Here is an 18,710-nt window from a genome sequence, read left to right as displayed (position 1 = left end):
GTACGCAGCTTCTAACGAGCGCGCGGGTGAGAAGTGGCGTACACCTCTCGGAGCCGCTCGACGGTCACCAGCGTATACACCTGCGTCGTGGTGACCGACGCGTGTCCCAGGAGTTCCTGCACGACGCGTACGTCGGCGCCGCCGTCCAGCAGATGGGTGGCGTAGGAGTGGCGCAGGGTGTGCGGGGAGACGGCGTACGGACCGTCGGTGGGCAGGCCCGCCTCGACGGCGCAGCGGTGCAGGACGGTCCAGGCGCTCTGCCGGGAGAGCCGGCCGCCGCGGGCGTTCAGGAAGATCGCGGGGGTGCCGCGGCCGTTCTCGATGAGCAGGGGGCGGGCGCGGGTGCGGTAGTCGTCGAGGGCTTTGAGGGCGTAGCTGCCGATGGGGACAAGCCGGCTTTTTCCACCTTTGCCGCGTAATTTCGCGTCGGAGTCCTCAAGATCATCGATGTCCGCCCCCACTGCCTCGGAGATCCGGGCCCCGGTTCCGTAGAGGAACTCCAGCAGCGCCCGGTCCCGCAACCCGAGCGGCGAGTGCGTGTCCGGCACCGCCAGCAGCCGGGCCACCTGGTCGACGTCGAGGGCCTTGGGCAGCCGTTTCGGCAGCGCGGGCGGCCGGATCTCGGCCGACACGTCCTGCGCCACGAGCCGCTCGCGGACCGCGAACCGGTGCAGCCCGCGTACGGCGCTGACGGCCCGGGCCGCGCTCGACGGCGCGAGGCCGCCCTCCCGCAGCCGGGCCAGGTGGCCGCTCACGTCGGCGGCGCGCACCTCGCCGAGGTCGGTGATCCCGGCCTCGGCGAGCTCACCGGCGTACCGCTCGAGGTCACGCCGGTAGGACGCGAGCGTGTTGCGGGACAGTCCCCGCTCGACGCTCAGATGATCGAGGTACGCCGTGACGGCCGTCTCGAGGCTCAGCGCAGCACCTCCGTGAGCGGTATCGGGCGCATGCCGTGCGCCTCGGCGACCGGCTCGCAGACCACCTGGCCGTCGAACGTGTTCAGGCCGGCGGCGAGGGCCGGGTCACGCCGCAGGGCGTCGCGCCAGCCGAGGTTCGCCAGCTCCAGAGCGTACGGCAGGGTGACGTTGGTGAGCGCGTAGGTGCTGGTGTGCGGCACCGCCCCGGGCATGTTCGCGACACAGTAGAACATCGACTCGTGCACCCGGTACGTCGGCGCGTCGTGCGTGGTCGGCCGCGAGTCCTCGAAACACCCGCCCTGGTCGATCGAGATGTCGACGAGGACGCTGCCCGGTTTCATCCGCGCCACCAGGTCGTTCGAGATCAGCGTCGGGGCCTTAGCGCCGGGCACCAGGACCGCGCCGATCACCAGGTCGGCGTCGAGCACCGCCTTCTCGATCTCGTACGCGTTGGAGGCGATCGTCTGGATGTGCCCCCGATAGTCGGCGTCGACCGCGCGCAGCCGGGCCACGTTCTTGTCGAGCAGCAGCACCTCGGCCTGCATGCCGAGCGCGATGGCGGCGGCGTTCAGCCCGGAGACGCCGGCGCCGATCACCACGACCTTCGCGGCGTAGACCCCGGGCACACCCCCCATGAGTACGCCGCGGCCACCGCCCTGGCGCATCAGGTGGTACGCGCCGACCTGCGGGGCGAGCCGCCCGGCCACCTCGGACATCGGGGCGAGCAGCGGCAGCGAGCGGTCCGGCAGCTCGACCGTCTCGTACGCGATCCCGGTCACCTTGCGGTCCACGAGCGCGTCGGTGCACTCCTTGGAGGCGGCCAGGTGCAGATAGGTGAAGAGCACCTGCCCGGCCCGCATCCGCATGTGCTCCTCGGCGATCGGCTCCTTGACCTTGAGGATCAGGTCACCGGTCCCCCACACCGCGTCGGCGTCCGGCAGGATCGTCGCGCCGGCCGACCGGTAGTCACTGTCCGTGATCGAAGAGCCGAGACCCGCGCCCGCCTGGACGAAGACCTCGTGACCGGACCGGGCGAACTCGAACACCCCGGCCGGAGTGATCGCCACCCGGAATTCGTTGTTCTTCACCTCGCTGGGAACGCCGACCTTCACGAGCCGACACCGTCCTCTCTCCACGCTGAGTCGAGTCCTCTGCGCGGAGAGTACCCCCGCAGACCTCGGGATTCGCGCCTTGCGTCCCGGGTTACCCCCGTTGGCGGTTCAAGCGTTAGGGTCGCCCGATGATCGGCCTTCCCTGGCTCCTGGTCGACGAGACCATCGATGACGGTGACAACGTCGTCGCGGCGTGTGCCGACATCGACGGCCTGTTCGTCCCGGTTACCGAGCCACCCCTGGAGCGTTACACACTGCTCGACTGCCGGCCGGCCGGCCGGTTGCGTGCGGCGTGTGACGACACCGGTCCTCTGTGGGTGGGCAATATCGGTCTGGAGGCCGTCAGTTCGCCCGATCTGGATCAAGAGCTGCTGGACGTGTCGGTGCTGGAGGCGCGGCGGTCGTCCCGGCACGGGCCGGTGGAGTTGACGGTGTCGGCCAGGACGCGGGCAGGAAAGAGATGGGATAAGTCCGGATACAGGCTGACCGGGCTCGAGGATTTCGGTGTTTGCGGAGGTGTCGCGGGTCCGGAGGACCGGGAAACCCTCCCCCGCCCCGCCACCCTGCTCGGCTGCCGGCCCGGCACGCGGCTGCAGCGCGCCATCGACGCCACCAGCCGCAACCGCCGCTGGGTACACGCCTCGATCTTCACGGTCGCCGACGACGGCACCGCGACCCGGCTGCTCGACGCCGGCCTCGGCGCCGAGGTGGCGGCGGTGCGCCCGTCGCTGATCGGCGACGGCCTGGTCGACGTCGAGTTCCGTCCCACCTATGCGGACGCGGTCGGCCCGCCCCGCCCGCTCGGCGCCCGGGACGTGTGGCAGCGCTGGCGGCAGGGCCGTCCCACCGAGCCGGGCAGCTGGGCCGGCTACGACCGCGAGCTGCGCCAGGAGTGGGCCGGCGCCGCGCTGGCCCACCACACCCCGGCCGGCTCTCCACAGACCACCGTCCACCTCGACGGCCGGCACATCACCGACGAGGAGGGCTTCTACTGCGCCGTCGGCGAGGCGGTGAACGGCCCTGGCGGCTACTTCGGCTGGAACCTCGGCGCCCTGCACGACTGCCTCCTGGGCGGCTGGGGCGCCGAGCCCGGCTTCCGCCTGATCTGGCACGACTCGGCCGTGGCGGTCGCCGCCCTGAAGCCCGGCTACGACCGCCGCTGGTGGGCGCCCGCGCTCACCATGGACCAGCTGCTGGGCCTGCTCGCCGCCGACGGGGTGGACGTCGAGCTGCTTTGATGGAGGCGTGCGCGCTCTCCCGGTGATTCTGGCCGGACTCCTGGTCGCGATCACCACCGCGCTCTCCGGGGTCGCCCTCAACGTCGCCACCGGCGGTGATGCCCCCTGGTTCCCCACGATGGATCAGCATCCGCTGCGCTGGCTGGCCGTCTCGGTGCCTTCGCTTGCGCTCGGCGGGTGGCTGATCTGGTGGGCACAGCGAAGGTACGAGGACCAGCGCGCCACGCTGATCCCGGCCGCGCAGCGCCCCGAGCCGTGGATGGTGGACCGTCCCCGGGAACTGGGCGCCGTGGTCCGGGCCCTGCGGCGCGGCTCCTCCACTGTCGGCATCACCACCGCGCTGTCCGGGGCGGGCGGCTTCGGCAAGACCACCATCGCCCGCCTGGTCCGCGCCGACGCCCGCGTCCTGCGCCACTTCGGCCGCCGCGTCTACTGGGTGACCCTCGGCCGGGACACGCGCCGCGGCGCCCTCGTCGAGAAGGTCAACGACCTGGTGCGGCAGATCGATCCGGCGCGGGCCCAGCCGTTCACCGACGTACGGCAGGCCGCCGACCACCTGGCCGCCGTGCTGGCCGGCGGCCCGAGGCGGCTCGTCATCCTCGACGACGTCTGGTTCGACGACCAGCTGGCCGCGTTCCCGGTCGCGGGCCGATGCGCGAGGCTGGTCACCACCCGGGTGGCCGCGCTGGTCGCGGGCGCGGCCATCCCGGTACGGGTGGACCAGATGTCGCCGGAACAGGCCCGGCGGGTGCTCACCGCCGACCTCCCGGCGCCGCCGCCGGCCGCCGTGGTCGACGGGCTCCTGGTCGAGACCGGCAACTGGCCGCTGCTGCTGCGCCTGGTCAACAAGGTCATCGCCGACCAGCTCCGGTCCCGCGACGACGTGGACGCCGTGAGCCGTGACCTGCTGGCCCGGCTGCGCCGGGAGGGGCCGCTGGAGGTGGACCGGCTCACCGGGGCGGCGCAGCGGGAGCTCGACGTCACCGACCCGCAGCAGCGCGACCAGGCCCTCAGCACCACGATCGAGGCCGGAACCGGCCTGCTCACCACCGAGGAGCGGGACCGTTTCGCCGAGCTGGCCGTCTTCGCCGAGGACGAGGTGGTGCCGGTCGCCCTGGTGAGCCGGCTGTGGCAGGGGTCCGGCGGCGTGAGCGAGGCACGCACCCGAATGCTGTGCGCGCGGCTCGCCGACCTTGCGCTGCTGGACCTGACCGGGAACGAGTCCGGTGGCGCGATACGCCTGCACGACGTCCTGCGGGACTACCTCGCCCGGCGGCTCGGCGCCGCCGAACTCGCCCGGTTGCACGGCGTCCTGCTCGACGCCGCCCGGGTGCAACCGTGGTGGTCGCTGCCGGACGGCGACCGCTACCTGCGCGACCACCTCGTCGAGCACCTCCTAGCAGCGGGCCGGGCCGGCGAGGCGGAGGCGCTCGCCACCGATCTCCGCTGGGTGACGAGCCGCCTCGACGACAACGGCCCGGCCGCCCCGGCCGCCGACCTCGCGACCGTGGGGACGCCGAAGGCCGAGCGCCTGAACCGGATGCTCGGCCGGACCGCGCACCTGCTCACCCCGTCCGAGCCGGCCGGCGCACGCGCCGCCATCCTCGCCGATCGCGTCGCCCACGACCCGGACTGGACCGCCCAGGCCCGGGAACTGGCCGCGGACTCCCCGCTGAGCAGCATGTGGGACCTGCCGGACCTTCCCGACCCGGCGATGCGCCACCAGTTCCACGGCCCGGCCGCCGGTGTCCTCGCGCTGGCGATCGCCCCGGACGGCACCTGGCTCGCCAGCGGGGGCGAGGACGGCGCGATCCGCGTCTGGAACCCGGCGACCGGCCTGGAGCAGCGCTGGATGCGCGGCACGGCGACGCCGATCTCCGCCGTCGCCGTCACCCCGGACGGCGGCCGGATCGTCAGCGGCGACTTCGACGGGACGATCACCGTCTGGGATCACACACGACGGCGGTGGGACGTCCGGCGGTTCGGGCACGAGGGGCAGGTGACCGCGCTCGCGGTCGCCCCCGACGGCACGTGGTTCGCCAGCGGCTGCGTCGAGGGCGTGATCAAACTCTGGCGGACCGGGTCCGGCGAGCACCTGCGGACGTTCACCGCGGACGCCCCGATCAAGAGGCTCGCGGTCGTCGAGGACGGCAAGGAGATCGCCGCCGTGTCGGCCCGCGACCGGCTGTCGCGGTGGGACGCCGGGACCGGGCACCAACGGGATCTCGCTGGCCGGCTGACGTCCGGGGACCTCACCACGCCGGACGGCACGCGGACCGTGTACCGCACCGAGCGGGGGACGATCGAGATCCGGGACGCCCGCACCGACGCGCTGATCACCAGCTTGACCGGGCACCGCGGCGCCGTCCGGGCGGTGGCCGCCGCGCCGGACGGCACCTGGATCGTCACCGCCGGCGCCGACGGGACGATCCGCTCCTGGTCGCTGACCGGGGACGCGGCCGGTGTCGCGAGACCGCGCTCGGAGCTGCCCACGTCGGCGGTCGCCGTCTCGCCGCGCGGCACCTGGCTCGCCCACCTCGCCGGCGAGGGCGACGACCGGGTGGTGGGCGTCCGGTACTTCGGCGTCGCCGGGGAGTACCTGCTCCGGGAGATCGCGGCGCCGGTGGCCGTCACCGTCCCGGTCGCCGACGAGCTCGTCGTGGCCGGCCGCTGGAGCGGCGTGTCGGCGTGGACCAGCGTGGGGAACCCCGGCACCGCCCTCCCCGCCATCCGTGTGGACGACGTCCGGCACCTCGCCACCGGCCCGGACCGGGTCTGGACGGCCACCGTCTCGGCGCGGGGCACGATCCGGTTCTGGGACGCGGCCGGCGCCGAGCAGGGCGCCACCGGCCCGCGCCCGGGCGGCATCACCGCGATCGCGGCCGACCCGGGCGGCCGCTGGCTGGCCGCCGGCGGCGACGACATGCGGATCCAGGTCTGGGCCGCGCCGCAGGCCCGCCCGCTGTGCGCGCTCTCCGGCCACACCGGCGCCGTCACGGCGCTGGCCGCCGGCCCCGCGGACCGGCTCGTCAGCGCCGGCGCCGACGGCACGATCCGCCGCTGGGACGTCGCCACCGGGCAGGAGACCGGCCGCTTCGGCAGCGAGTCCGCGGCGCTGACCGCCCTGGCCCTGTCACCGGACGGGAGGTGGCTCGCCGTCACCGGGCTGGACGGGACCGTGCGGGTGCGCGACGCGGAGACCGGCGAGGTGGTCGCCCTGACCCGCATCGAGCCCGAGGCGCTCTGCTGCACGTGGCATCCCGGCGGCGAGCGCCTGCTCGTCGGCGGCTATCACGGCCTGTACTGCTTCAGATTTCAGCCGACGAAAATGCAGAACGGGTGGCCGTCCGGGTCGGCGTAGACGCGCAGCGGCTCCTCCGGGTCGTCGCTGCGGTCGAACCTCAGCGTCCCGCCGAGACTCAGCACCCGCTCGTGCTGCCGGTCCAGCTCCTCCTTCGAGCCGACCGCGGTGTCCAGGTGCATCTGCTGCGGCACGGCGGCATCCGGCCACGTGGTGGGCCGGATGCCGTCGGTCTGCTGGAAGGCGAGCTGCCACGACCCGTCGTCGCCGAGCAGGACGAGCCAGTCCGGGGAGTCGGCGTCGGCCGGGCCGGGCTCGTCGCCCGGCCGGTACTCCAGCCCGAGCAGGTGGCGGTAGAACTCGGCGAGCCGCCGCGCGTCGGTGGTGTCCAGGACGAAGGACCTCAACTTGGGAACGCTCACAGCAACCGTTTCTACCCCGGCAGCTGGTAGACAACCACCTTCCCGGCCCGGAACCGCTCGGTGGCCAGCGACGCCAGCGCGGGCGACACCTCTCCGGCACGGCCGTCGGCGTAGAGCCATTTGGCGCCGTACCGATCCCGCAGTTCCGCGAGACCCTCAGCGGTCGGCGCGTAGAAGGCGGCGTCGTTGATGCGCTGCCGCTCCGGGTCGGGCGAGGTGGCCTTGAAGTACGGGATCCCGTTCTCGCCGTGCCGCGACTGGGTGCCCGGCTGGTACGCCCAGCCCTCCAGGACCACGGCGTGCTCGGTCAGCGCCGACACCCAGAACGACCGGTTGATGCAGTCGGCGTCGGTCTTCACCTTCTCGCAGTGGATGTTGGTGGCGATGTAGTCCTCGTCCGGCGCGTTCGCGGCCAGCCACGCGGCGGCGCGCATCTCGTTCGCGGTGACCAGCGGGTCGCCCTTGCCGCCGGCCGACGGGGTCTTGCCGGCCAGCGCCGACTCGACCTGGCTGGAGACCTGCCGCCAGGTGGTGGCCCAGCCGAGCCCGATGCCGGCGGCCACGAGCACGGCCAGCCCGGCGCCGACCATGGCGGGCCAGCGGCGGCGGTGCAGCCACCAGAGCGCCACGCCGATCGCGAGGACGGCCAGCAGGACCAGGACCGGCCGGGCCAGGTTGTAACGCCAGTAGTCCTGCCACGGGCCGTCCAGGCCCGGCCCGTACCGGTGCAGCATCGCCCCGGTGAGCGCGCCCGCCAGCAGGCCCCCGGCGATCGGCAGGAACGCCTTGCGGGGCGCTACCGCGGTGAGCAGCCAGGCGGTGAGCGCGGCCTGCGCCGGGACCGCCGAGTAGAGGAAGTAGAGCTCGCCGTTCGCGGTGTGGTTGATCAGCAGCGCGCCGGCCCACCCGGCGATGCCGATGCCGGCCAGCACCCAGGCGGCGGCGTCGCGGCGGATGTCGCGGCGCAGCAGGGCGGCGAAGCCGAGCACCCGGCCGATCTGGCTGATCACGAAGCAGACCAGCAGCGCCGGCAGGATCAGCTTGAGGCCGAACGGAACCTTGGACAGCTGGGTGGGCAGCAGGCCGCCGGTGCCCGGGATGGAGTCGTTGCCGACCACCCAGATGAACTGGGCCTTGAAGCTGAACGTCGCACCGAACTGGATGCCGGCGCCGGAGCCGCCGCCGGCCAGGAACGGCACGGTGGCGGCGAGGACCAGCGCGGCGGCGCCGAGCGCGGCGAGCATCATCCTCGGCGGGCGCCGGTCGAGGATCCACAGCGCGAGCGCGCCGAGCCCGATGCCGCCGACCAGGGTGGGCAGCGAGCTGGACTTGCTGGCGGTCGCGACCACCAGCAACATGACCATCAGGGTCCAGCCGCGCCGGCCCAGAGCGGTGCCGCGGGCGATGTCGAGCACCAGCGCCGCCACCACCGTCACGAACGGGATGGAGAACGTCAGCGTCGGGCTGTACCAGGGCTCGATCGTCACCGGCCAGCTCGGGAACTCCGGCCAGATCGAGGTGAGCGGCAGCGCGATCGCGACGAACGCGGCGACCGGGCCGGACCACCAGACCCGGCTCGCCTGCCGGGCCAGGCCGGCGATCACCAGGATCGAGGTGAGCACGACTGGGCCGGCCCACAGCCGCAGCATCACGGTGCCCAGGTCGGCGCCGCTGATCAGGGTGGCCGAGGCCCGGTACGCATCGGAGAACCAGTGGTACTTCAGCGGGTCCCCGGCCATCTGCGGCTGGGTCGGGAAGATCGTGTGGCTGAGCTGCCCGGCGTTGGCCCAGTGGTACCAGATGTCGCCGAACAGCGAGTACGTCGCCGGCGGCAGCGGGTTGTTCGCCCACTCGCTGAACGCCAGCACCGCGATGCCGAGCAGCGCGATCACCGCGATCATCCAGTGCCAGGCGAGCGGCAGCGGGCGCGGCTCCTCGATCCGCCAGTGCCGGCGCAGGCCCGGCACCCCGGCGAAGACGGCGAGCACCAGCAGCGGCCACACCCAGAGGACGTCCTCGAGGCCGGCGCTCACGAAGATCGCCCAGCCGATCAGCTGCACCGCCATGCCGGTGGTGGCGCCGAAGCCGGCGTCCTCCGGCAGGTTGCCCCGGCTGCCGCGCAGCGCCCGGAAGACCAGCACACCCGGCACCAGCACGCCGAGCGTCCAGTAGACGGCGTAGCGCAGCGTCTCGGTGCCCGGCGCCTCCGCCCAGGTGAGCATCCCCAGCAGGAACGCCACCACGACCACCCAGGGCAGCGCCCGCAGGAGATCGACGCGCCGCGAAGGCGCGCCCGAATCAGGCTCGATGACAACCGGCCGCTCGATGACCGCCGTTGATTCGCTCACTTGTTCCCCCATGCTCCGATCGGCGACACGGTAGCGGATCGTCGTTTCCGCTCCCGACCGTCCGACCGGAGCAAAACCGCAGCTCAGAGGGGGTAGGCAATTCCGCGTTCAGGATCGGGCCAACTGGCGTGCGTCAAGAAATCATCAGCCGATCAGCAACGGCAGCAGGGCCAGCCCGTTGATCGCGCCATGGACGGCGATCAGCGCCCAGACGTTGCGGTACTTCGCCCACAGGTAGCCGGCGAACAGCCCCAGCGCGCCGTTCGAGGTGAGGATCAGCAGGGTGATGTCGAAGAACGCGCCGTCGGCGTAGCGGTGGGCGTGCATCGCGACGAAGAGCAGCGCGGTCGCCGTGATCGCCGGCCAGCGTCCCCACAGCTCCTCGAGCCGCGTCTGCAGGATGACCCGGTAGAAGATCTCCTCGAGCACGCTGGCGGTCAGGAACGTGTAGAGCGCGACCAGCGCCAGCTCGGCACGGTCCCAGTCCTCGTACCCGGAGAGGTCGGTGCCGGTGAGGGGACTGTAGAAGAACAGGTAACCCCAGACGACGATCACGATGGCCGGGCCGAGCCAGTACCAGAGCTTCGGGATCCGCTGCCGGTGCGCGCGCGCCGCCGACGGCCGCCGGATCCGCCGCAGCACCACCCAGGCGCCGACGAGCAGGATCAGGATCTTCAGCAGGGGATAGAGCGCCGTGTCCCGGGTGAGGAACGCGGCGACCGGGAAGGCCAGCGCCAGCCCGATCAGCCACCGGGACTGCCGGCGCAGGGCCGCGTCCGGCGCGCCGTCGAGGGCGGGCAGCGAGGGCGGCGTCAGCCTGATCAGAATCAGCCCCACGAGGTAGGGCACCACGATCGCGGCGAGCGGGACCGCACCCGCTTCCTCGTCCGCCGAGGCGGCCAGCGTGGTCCGCCCCATCAGCAGCAACAGAATCGGCGCACCGGCCAGCAGCACCAGCCCGGCCGCGGTCAACCCTTTGATCCGCATCCATCCATGATGGACACCAAGAGCAACACCAGCCGGTCCCCGCTACGCCTGATCTTGTGGACTTGCGCAGCAACGGTCCTGCACAAATCCACAAGATCGCGGGAGAGGGGGCGCGAGGGCGGGCGCAAGGGCCGGCCCGGCGCCCACTTTCGCGTGTCGACTTCGGGCGCGGATCGAACCCGAACTCAACACACGCAGCGCACTTCGCCCCGGCGTGTCGACTTCGGGCGCGGATCGAACCCGAACTCAACACACGCAGCGCACTTCGCCCCCACGTGTCGACTTCAGGCGCGGATCGAACCCCCACTCGACACACGCGGCGCGACCCCGTACGCATGAAGCGGCGCCGGACCAAAGACGGCCCGGCGCCGGAATCGCTCAGAGCGGGCGCAGCAGGGCCCAGCCCGTGTCGCGCGCCCGCGCGGCAGCCAGCACGCCCGCCACCGCGGCCGCGTTGGTGATCTCGCCCCGCATGGCCATCTCGACCGCCGCGTCCAGCGGGACCCGGCGGACCTCCAGGTCGGCCTCCTCGGCGGTGCGCTCGTGCCGCTCCGCCGCCGGCACCTCGGTGAGGTCGCGGGCCAGGTAGACCAGCGCGAACTCGTCGCTGAAGCCGGGCGAGGTGTGCAGGTCGACGAGGCGGTCGAGGCGGCCCGCCACCAGGTCGGCCTCCTCGGCGAGCTCCCGGGCGGCGGTGAGCGCCGGGTCCTCGCCCTCGACGTCGCGCAGGCCGGCCGGCAGCTCCCAGAGGTGCTTGCCGACCGGGTGGCGGTACTGCTTGATCAGCACCACCCGGTCCTGCTCGTCGAGGGCGACCACGACCACGGCGCCGCGGTTCTCCACCACGTCGCGCGGCGCCGAGCTGCCGTCGGACATGCTGATCTCGTCGGTGTAGACCGAGAAGATCGCCCCGTCGTAGCGCGGTGTCCGGGACAGCCGCTCGTGGGTGAAGCTCATTCCGCGGCGACCGGCAGCTCGTCCGCCGACGCATACGCCACGGCGGCCTTCACGAGGCCGTCGAAGAGCGGGTGCGGCCGGGTCGGTCGGCTCTTCAGCTCCGGGTGGGCCTGGGTCGCCACGAAGTACGGGTGGACGTCCCGGTCCAGCTCGATGAACTCGACGAGCCGGCCGTCCGGCGAGGTGCCGGAGAAGACCAGGCCGGCCTGCGCCAGCTTGTCGCGGTAGTCGTTGTTCACCTCGTAGCGGTGCCGGTGCCGCTCGGAGATCTCCGTGGCGCCGTACACCTCGGCGACGATCGAGTCGGCTTTCAAAGAAGCCGGGTACGCGCCGAGGCGCATGGTGCCGCCCAGGTCGCCCTTGCCCGCGACGATGTCCTCCTGGTCGGCCATCGTGGAGATGACCGGGTAGGTGGCGGTCTCGTCGAACTCCAGCGAGTTCGCACCGGTCAGCCCGGCCAGGTGCCGCGCCGCGTCGATGGTCATGCACTGCAGGCCGAGGCAGAGACCCAGGATGGGTACGCCGTTCTCACGCGCGTACCGGGAGGTGTTGACCTTGCCCTCGATGCCGCGCACGCCGAAGCCGCCCGGGATGACGATGCCGTCGACGCCCTTGAGCGCCGTGGCCGCGCCGGACGGGGTCTCGCAGCTGTCGCTCGGCACCCACCGGATCTTGATCTTCACGGTGTTGCCGAAGCCGGCCGCCCGGATCGCCTCGGTGACCGAGAGGTACGCGTCGGGCAGGTCGACGTACTTGCCGACCAGCGCGATCGTGATGGTGCGCTTCGGGTGGTGCACGCGCTCCAGCAGGTCGTTCCACTGCTTCCAGTTGACGTCCCGGAACGACAGGCCGAGGCGGCGGACCACGTACGCGTCCAGGCCCTCGTCGTGCAGCACCTTCGGGATGTCGTAGATGCTCGGCGCGTCCGGGCAGGCGATGACGGCCTCGGCGTCCACGTCGCAGTAGAGCGCCAGCTTGTGCTTCATCTTCTCGGGGATCTCGCGGTCGCTGCGGCAGATCAGCGCGTCCGGCTGGATACCGATGTTGCGCAGCGCCGCCACCGAGTGCTGGGTCGGCTTGGTCTTCAGCTCACCCGACGGCGCGAGGTACGGCACCAGCGAGACGTGCAGGTAGAAGACGTGGTCCCGGCCGACCTCGTGGCGGACCTGGCGGATCGCCTCGAGGAACGGCAGCGACTCCATGTCGCCGACCGTGCCGCCGACCTCGGTGATGACCACGTCCGGCACGTTGCCGTGCTCGTCCGGGTCGGCCATCGCGAAGATCCGGCTCTTGATCTCGTTGGTGATGTGCGGGATGACCTGGACGGTGTCGCCGAGGTATTCGCCGCGCCGCTCCCGGGCGATGACGGCCGAGTAGACCTGGCCGGTCGTCACGTTCGCCTTGCCGGACAGATCCCGGTCGAGGAACCGCTCGTAGTGCCCGACGTCGAGGTCGGTCTCGGCGCCGTCCTCCGTCACGAAGACCTCGCCGTGCTGGAACGGGTTCATCGTCCCGGGGTCGACGTTCAGGTAGGGGTCGAGCTTCTGCATCACGACGCGGAGACCGCGGGCGGTGAGCAGATTGCCGAGGCTGGAGGCGGTGAGGCCCTTGCCCAGCGAGGAGGCGACGCCCCCGGTGACGAAGATGTGCCGCGTGTCGCGCACTGTTGAGGCCAAGGCCCGCTCCCGTGGTCGCCTGTCTTTGATCTTGCGGCGGGGGCCAGGCCCCATCCACGGGAATTCACCGTAACACTCCTTGCCGGAGCAGCGCCGTTCGGGCTGCTCCGGCCGCGTGTCATCGGATCCGTTCCGGCTCTTCGTCCGTTTTGCGCATCAGCGGGCCGCCCGGTCCGTCCGTTTCGCCGGGCGGCGGGGTCCGGTCCGCGGCGTGCAGCAGCACCCGCAGCGCGGCCAGCACCGCCATCGGCACGGCGAGCGCCGCGGCCGTGCCGGCCACCCCGAGCGCGCTGCCGCCGAACACCCCGGCGATCAGCGTCGCCACGATCGTCCCGGCCACGCCGGCCCGGATCGCCGGGTTCAGCCCGTACAGCCGGTAGAGGCCACCCCACGGCGAGAACTGGCAGAACACCAGCATCAGCGCGCCGAAGAGCGCCAGCAGCGTGAGCGGGCTGTCCAGCAGGGCCTGACCGCTGGCCGCGGCGGCCCGCTGCATGGCCGGCCCGGCCGTGCCGTTCGCGAGCGCCGTCAGGAACCGGCCGAGCGTGCCCTGCTCCAGCGGCGGCCGGCGCAGGTCGAACACGGCGAAGCCGATGGTCACCACGAGACCGCACAGCGCCGCCCAGGCGAAGCGCGGGAACGTCAGCCAGCCGCCGGTGCTGATCGCCGCGGCCACGCACACCCCGGCCGTGAGCGCGATCGCGCCCACCGGGTCGGCGCCCAGGTAGGGGCTGCCCACCACGACCACGCCCAGCCCGCCGAAGATCACCACGACGAGCGGGCGCCACTGCCGGGTCACCCGCTGCGCCACGCACCCGGCCAGCAGCAGTAGGCCGGCCACGAAGACGCCGAGACCGACGCTGCCGACGCCGGAGTAGCGGACGCCGTACACGGCCGAGTAGCCGGCCACCCCGTTGAGCTGCAGCCGGGCGCCGGTGACCAGGTCGGCCGCGACCACCAGCACGGCGGCCGCGGAGACCGCCGCCATCGGCAGCAGCGTGCGCGGGTAGCGCGGCGACAGCCGGATCAGCAGTGTGCCGAGGATCATCAGGGCCGCCGTGGCCGCGCCGAACATCCAGGCCGGGTGCTCACTGGTCCACCACGGCACCAGGTCGGCCACGAGCGCGGCCGGGATCGCCAGCCCGGCCGCGATCAGCGCGGCCTCCACCGCCGCGACCAGGCGCGGCGGCGGCAGCGGTGGTCCCGCCGGGCCGGCATGCCGCCGGGCCCTGATGAGTACGGGGACCGCCAGCGCGAACAGCAGCAGCTGCACGACGGCCAGCACCGTGAAGAAGATCTCCGCGACGCCGCGCTGGGCGATCGCCCGGCGGTCCGCGTCGTGCTCGCCCTGCATCGCCTCGGCCGGGTCGGCCGGGCGCCCCTCCGCCACGGTCGCGGCGTACCCGGCGAACAGCTTCTCCGGCGACGGCCGGCCCAGCGCCGACAGCACGGTCGGCGCCAGGTCGACGAGCTGCAGGTACCCGTCGCGGCCGGTGCCGGCCGAGGTGAGCCAGCCGCCCTGCCAGCCCGGCCCCTCGGCGATCGCGACGTGCAGCCGGGAGCTGGTGTCGGTGTCCGAGACACCGGCGATCAGCATGAGCGAGCGCTCCGGGCGGGCCGCGAGCACCCGGGCCAGGGTGGCGTCGGCGGCGGCCACGGCGGCCTGGCGCTCGGCGCCCGAGCCGGTGATCGTGCCGAGGTCGACGATGCTGAGCACGCAGTCGCCGAGCACCCCGGACGGGTCGGCGGGCAGCTCGGCGGCGTACTTGTCGACCCGGCCGAACGGGCGGGCCGCCGCGATCGCCGCGCCCGGGCCGATCGCGTACGTGCACCGCACCGACTCGGCGAGCGCGCCGGGCGTGGTGCCGTACGGCATCCGGTCCTGGTTGTTGCGGACCACGGTGCGCTGGTCGACGACGCTGGCGCCGATGTCGTCGGGGCGGTTCAGCTGCGGCGCGGCGGGAGCGCACTTCCCGGTCACCTCACGGGTGTCCCAGGCCGCGTAGTTGCCGGCGCCCAGGGTGAGCCAGCCGTCGGCCGGGCAGGTCACGTCGTGCGCCGAGCGCACGGTCAGCCAGCCCACCGACCCGGTCCGCGCCTCCTGCCAGAGCGCCGGGGTCCGCTGCGGGTCCAGGTCCTCCCAGCGCAGGCCGGGCGCGGCGGCCACCACCACGTAGTCGGCGGCGCCGCGGCGGGCCTGCTCGGCCGGGCGGATCGCCAGCCCGGCGAGGCTGGTCAGCGCGACCAGGGCGACGAGCAGGTAGGTGAACCAGGTCTTCTTCACCGGGTCGCCTCGGCATAGGCGGCGCGCACGTCGGCGACCACGTCCGCCTCCCGGGGCCAGCTCGCGGCCCGCACCGGGCCGCGGGCCGCGTAATCGGCGCGCAGGTCCGGGTCGGCCAGCATCCGGCGGACCGCCTCGTCGAGCGCGTCCAGGTCGCCCGGCGGGATGGTCAGGGCCGCGTCGCCGACCAGGCCGGGCAGCCCGCCGACCGCCGTGACGATCAGCGGCACGCCGGCGTGCAGCGCCTCCTGGGTGAACAGCTGCCGCGCCTCCCAGTCGCTGGTGACCACCGCGAGGTCGGCGCCGAGCAGCAGGTCGGGCACGTCGGTACGGTGGCCGAGCAGGTGGAACGGGGCGTGCAGCTGGGACGCGCGCTGGGCCAGCGGCATGTAGCTGGGGCCGGAGCCGGCCACCGCCACGACCGGGGCCGGGCTCAGCTCCCGCCACCGGGCGGACGCGTCGACGAGCAGGTCGTAGCGCTTCTGCGGGTGCAGCCGGCCGACCGACAGGATCAGCGGGGTCTCCGGCTTGAGCCGGAACTCGGCGCGGACCGCCGCGCGGGTGCGCTTCGGCGAGCCGAGCTCGGGCGCGGCGACCGGGCCGAGCCGGGCCCTCTTCGCGCCGAGCGCCACGGCCCGCTCCACCAGGTCCTCCGAGGCGCCCAGGGTGAGCGTGGCGTTACGCGCCACGATCCGCTCCAGCAGCGCGCCGGCCTGGCCCTTGAGGCCGCGGGCGAGCACGGCGTTGTGCCAGGTCACCACGACCGGCAGGCCGGTGCGCGCCAGCGACACCACGAACCCGGCGCGCAACCCGTGCGCGTGGATCACCGCGGCGTCGCGGCCGGCGATCGCCTTGCGCAGCTGCCGGATCGCGCCGGAGTCCTGCGGGCCCGGGTCGGCCGGGATCTCCACCGGCGCGAAGTCGAGGCCGGCGGCGCTGAAGCCGAAGTGCGCGTCGGTGGCGGCCGGGCCGCAGACCAGCACCCGGCAGCCCGCCGCGACCAGGCCGCGGGCCAGCGAGGCGACGTGCTGGCCGATCCCGCCGGTGCTGGACGCCAGCACCAGCACGACCGAGCCCTGCCATCTGTCGTCGCTGCTCACGAGCCGCGTCCTCGCCTTCTGAGAGTTTCCCGGTCCAGCACCCACACCACCGCGGCGTACGCCACCGCGACCACGACACCGCCCAGCATGCCTTCGAGGAGGCTGCCTCCCACGCTCGGGGTGTCCGGTTGCAGCTGCCGCACCACCCACCAGCCGGCGCCGCCTGCCAGCGCCGCCGCTACCACCGCGGCGGCGGTGGCTCGGGCCAGCCCGTTCAGCGATCGTGGAGAATGCCGGTGCACGGCGGCGGCCAGCAGGATCGCCAGCACCGTCATGCCGGCACTGTTCGCCAGCCCGAGGCCCAACGTGTCCGCTTTTATCAGGAAAAATGCTGCGATGGCCGCCACGAACCATCCCGCCGCCGTCGCCCCCGCCGCCGCCCGCGTCGCACCCCGCGCATAGAGCGCTCGGGACAGCAGCGCGAATAGGGCATATCCGAAAAGTCCCGGCGCGAAACCAGCGATCCCCTCCGCCGCCGGCGGAGCATCGATCAAGTAGGCGGCAGGCTCGGCCAGCGCGACGAGAGCCGCAACCCCCAGCCCCGCCAGCACCACCACGGTACGGGCGGACGAGCTCAACGCCGCCCGATAACCCTCCTCATCCCCGTGCTCGGCGGCGGCCGACAGCCGGGGATAGACCGCCGTGGCCAGCGGCACCGCCAGGATCGCCCACGGCAGCAGGAACACCGTCTGCGCCGTGGTGTAGAGGGTGAGCCCGCCGGTCGCGGTCAGCGCCAGCACCACCAGCGTCATGACCTGCTGCGAGCCGACCGTCACGGCCCCGGCCCAGCCGAGCCCGACCGCCCTGCGCCCCTCCCCGCCCGGGAACCGCAGCGAGGGCCGCAGCCGCAGCCGCAGGCCCCGCAGCGGGACGACCAGGCAGAGCGAGAGCACCACGACGCCGAGCGTGGTGCCGCCCGCCAGGATCAGCTCACCGGTCCCGGACAGCCCGGCGATGTCGCTCTTCGCGCCGTCGACCACGGCGTACGTGAGGTAGGCCGCCATCACCGTGACGCTGGACAGCAGCGGCGCGATCACCGGCCAGGCGAACCGGTGGTGGGCCTGCAGCACACCGGTCAGCACGATGCCGATCCCGTAGAGCGGCAGCTGCGGCGCGAAGATCCGCAGCATGCTCGCGGCCAGCTCCCGGTTCTGCTCCGGGGCCCCGGCCAGCAGCAGGTCGCTGATCGGCCCGGCCAGGACGGCGAGCAGCAGGGCCAGCGGCACGAGCAGCACCAGCACCCAGGTGAGCAGGGCCGAGGCGACAGCGTGCGCCCGGTCCCGGTCGCCGGCCGCCACGGCGCCGGCCAGCAGCGGCACCACGAGGCTCGCCAGGGCGCCGCCGGCCACCAGCTCGAAGACGATGTTCGGGATGACGTTGGCGGCGTTGTAGACGTCACCGAGCGACTCGTGGCCGACCGTGCGCAGGAAGACGAAGGTGCGGGCGAACCCGGCCAGCCGGGCGACGACCGTCAGGATCGTGATGAGGGCGGCCGCCCCCACGAGCCCGGTCTTGACGGCTCGGGTCACGCTTCGGGAGGCCGGCGGCCGAGCTCGTCGACGGCGCGCAGCCACGGCGTGTCCTGAATGACCTTGGTGAAGCTGATCTGCTCGCTGGCCGCGGTGAGCGACGCCAGCACGGCCAGCGCGGCGACCCGGCCGGCCGTCCCGGAGCGCGCCGTGAACGCGACGCCGAGCAGCGCGCCCAGCGCGTTCGCCCCGGAGTCGCCGAGCATGATCTCCTCGTTCAGGTCGGCGGGCAGCAGCGCGGCACCGGCCCCGAGCGTGCCGGCGGTCAGCGCGCCGCCCCGGCCCAGCGCGAGCGGCGCGCCGAGGATCGTCCCGGCCTTGAGCGCGCGGCCCGGGCGCAGGTCGAGCAGGTTCAGCAGGTTCGCGGTGCCGGCGATCACCCCGGCGCCGAGCAGCACGTCGGCGCCCCTGCCGAAGCGCGACGAGCGGCGGCTGCCGATCAGCGCGGACGCCGCGAGCCCGGCCGCGCCCACTCCGGCGATCTTGACGAGGCCGCTGGTGACCTTCCCCTCGCGCAGCGCGCCGAGGTGGCCGGCGAAGCCCTTGAACGCCTTCTGCTCGGGCCGGTTGCCGACCACGTCGTCGTAGAAGCCGACCGCGCCGCTCACCGCGCCGGCCGCCACCGCGGCGGCCGCGAGCCGGGTCGTCGCCGCGCCCGAGGCGGCGCCCGCGGTGGCGCCGAGGGCCAGCGCGGGACCGCCCGCGAGCGTCACCGTCCGCCCGTGGAAGTTGGTCCGGCGCAGGTCACCCGCGTTCGGGTCGCGCCGCACCCAGCCGAGCGCGGTCCGCGCGACGAGCGCACCGATGCCGAACGAGCGGAGGAAGGCCATGGCCCGGAA

13 protein-coding genes are annotated in these 18,710 nt (G+C 73.5%); 2 read left to right on the top strand and 11 right to left on the bottom strand.

The features are described 5' to 3' along the window. Positions 1-11: 11 nt before the first annotated feature. Complete coding sequence (gene xerD, locus AB0G10_RS25715) at positions 12-917, bottom strand: site-specific tyrosine recombinase XerD (RefSeq protein ID WP_360927918.1); 906 nt, start codon at positions 915-917, stop codon at positions 12-14. Continuing rightward, the gene (ald, locus tag AB0G10_RS25710; RefSeq protein WP_360926577.1) at positions 914-2,029 is read right to left on the bottom strand and encodes an alanine dehydrogenase; all 1,116 of its coding nucleotides are present in this window, start codon (positions 2,027-2,029) and stop codon (positions 914-916) included. Before ald ends, xerD begins: the two co-directional genes overlap by 4 nt. Positions 2,030-2,157: 128 nt before the next feature. On the opposite strand from ald, the gene AB0G10_RS25705 reads away from it, so the two are divergent. After that, positions 2,158-3,267 (top strand): barstar family protein, encoded by a 1,110-nt coding sequence (locus AB0G10_RS25705; protein WP_360926574.1) that lies wholly within the window; start codon positions 2,158-2,160, stop codon positions 3,265-3,267. A gap of 7 nt (positions 3,268-3,274) precedes the next feature. Then, positions 3,275-6,628 carry an NB-ARC domain-containing protein gene (locus tag AB0G10_RS25700; RefSeq protein WP_360926571.1) on the top strand — a complete coding sequence of 1,118 codons (3,354 nt, stop codon included), beginning with the start codon at positions 3,275-3,277 and terminating at the stop codon, positions 6,626-6,628. On the opposite strand, the gene AB0G10_RS25695 is transcribed toward AB0G10_RS25700, so the two are convergent. From AB0G10_RS25695 to AB0G10_RS25655, 9 genes are all read right to left on the bottom strand, one after another. After that, the gene (locus tag AB0G10_RS25695) at positions 6,583-6,990 is read right to left on the bottom strand and encodes a VOC family protein (protein WP_360926568.1); all 408 of its coding nucleotides are present in this window, start codon (positions 6,988-6,990) and stop codon (positions 6,583-6,585) included. The genes AB0G10_RS25700 and AB0G10_RS25695 overlap by 46 nt on opposite strands. 11 nt (positions 6,991-7,001) lie before the next feature. Beyond that, positions 7,002-9,338: a hypothetical protein gene (locus AB0G10_RS25690; RefSeq protein WP_360926565.1), complete on the bottom strand. Its 2,337-nt coding sequence runs from the start codon at positions 9,336-9,338 to the stop codon at positions 7,002-7,004. Positions 9,339-9,482: 144 nt separating this feature from the next. Beyond that, positions 9,483-10,325 (bottom strand): CPBP family intramembrane glutamic endopeptidase, encoded by an 843-nt coding sequence (locus AB0G10_RS25685; protein ID WP_360926562.1) that lies wholly within the window; start codon positions 10,323-10,325, stop codon positions 9,483-9,485. 378 nt (positions 10,326-10,703) lie between these two features. Next, positions 10,704-11,282: an NUDIX hydrolase gene (locus AB0G10_RS25680; RefSeq protein ID WP_360926559.1), complete on the bottom strand. Its 579-nt coding sequence runs from the start codon at positions 11,280-11,282 to the stop codon at positions 10,704-10,706. Beyond that, the gene (locus AB0G10_RS25675) at positions 11,279-12,958 is read right to left on the bottom strand and encodes a CTP synthase (RefSeq protein WP_360926556.1); all 1,680 of its coding nucleotides are present in this window, start codon (positions 12,956-12,958) and stop codon (positions 11,279-11,281) included. The genes AB0G10_RS25680 and AB0G10_RS25675 overlap by 4 nt, the downstream gene beginning before the upstream one ends. A gap of 118 nt (positions 12,959-13,076) precedes the next feature. Beyond that, complete coding sequence (locus AB0G10_RS25670; RefSeq protein WP_360926553.1) at positions 13,077-15,242, bottom strand: hypothetical protein; 2,166 nt, start codon at positions 15,240-15,242, stop codon at positions 13,077-13,079. Next, positions 15,239-16,342: a glycosyltransferase family 4 protein gene (locus AB0G10_RS25665; protein WP_360926550.1), complete on the bottom strand. Its 1,104-nt coding sequence runs from the start codon at positions 16,340-16,342 to the stop codon at positions 15,239-15,241. Before AB0G10_RS25665 ends, AB0G10_RS25670 begins: the two co-directional genes overlap by 4 nt. Next, positions 16,339-17,871 (bottom strand): lipid II flippase MurJ, encoded by a 1,533-nt coding sequence (locus tag AB0G10_RS25660; RefSeq protein WP_360926547.1) that lies wholly within the window; start codon positions 17,869-17,871, stop codon positions 16,339-16,341. The genes AB0G10_RS25665 and AB0G10_RS25660 overlap by 4 nt, the downstream gene beginning before the upstream one ends. Further along, positions 17,868-18,701: a hypothetical protein gene (locus tag AB0G10_RS25655; RefSeq protein WP_360926544.1), complete on the bottom strand. Its 834-nt coding sequence runs from the start codon at positions 18,699-18,701 to the stop codon at positions 17,868-17,870. The genes AB0G10_RS25660 and AB0G10_RS25655 overlap by 4 nt, the downstream gene beginning before the upstream one ends. Positions 18,702-18,710: the final 9 nt, after the last annotated feature.

Source organism: Actinoplanes sp. NPDC023714 (assembly GCF_040639855.1).
Classification (GTDB): domain Bacteria; phylum Actinomycetota; class Actinomycetes; order Mycobacteriales; family Micromonosporaceae; genus Actinoplanes.
This window is presented reverse-complemented; position numbering and strand designations above follow the sequence as displayed.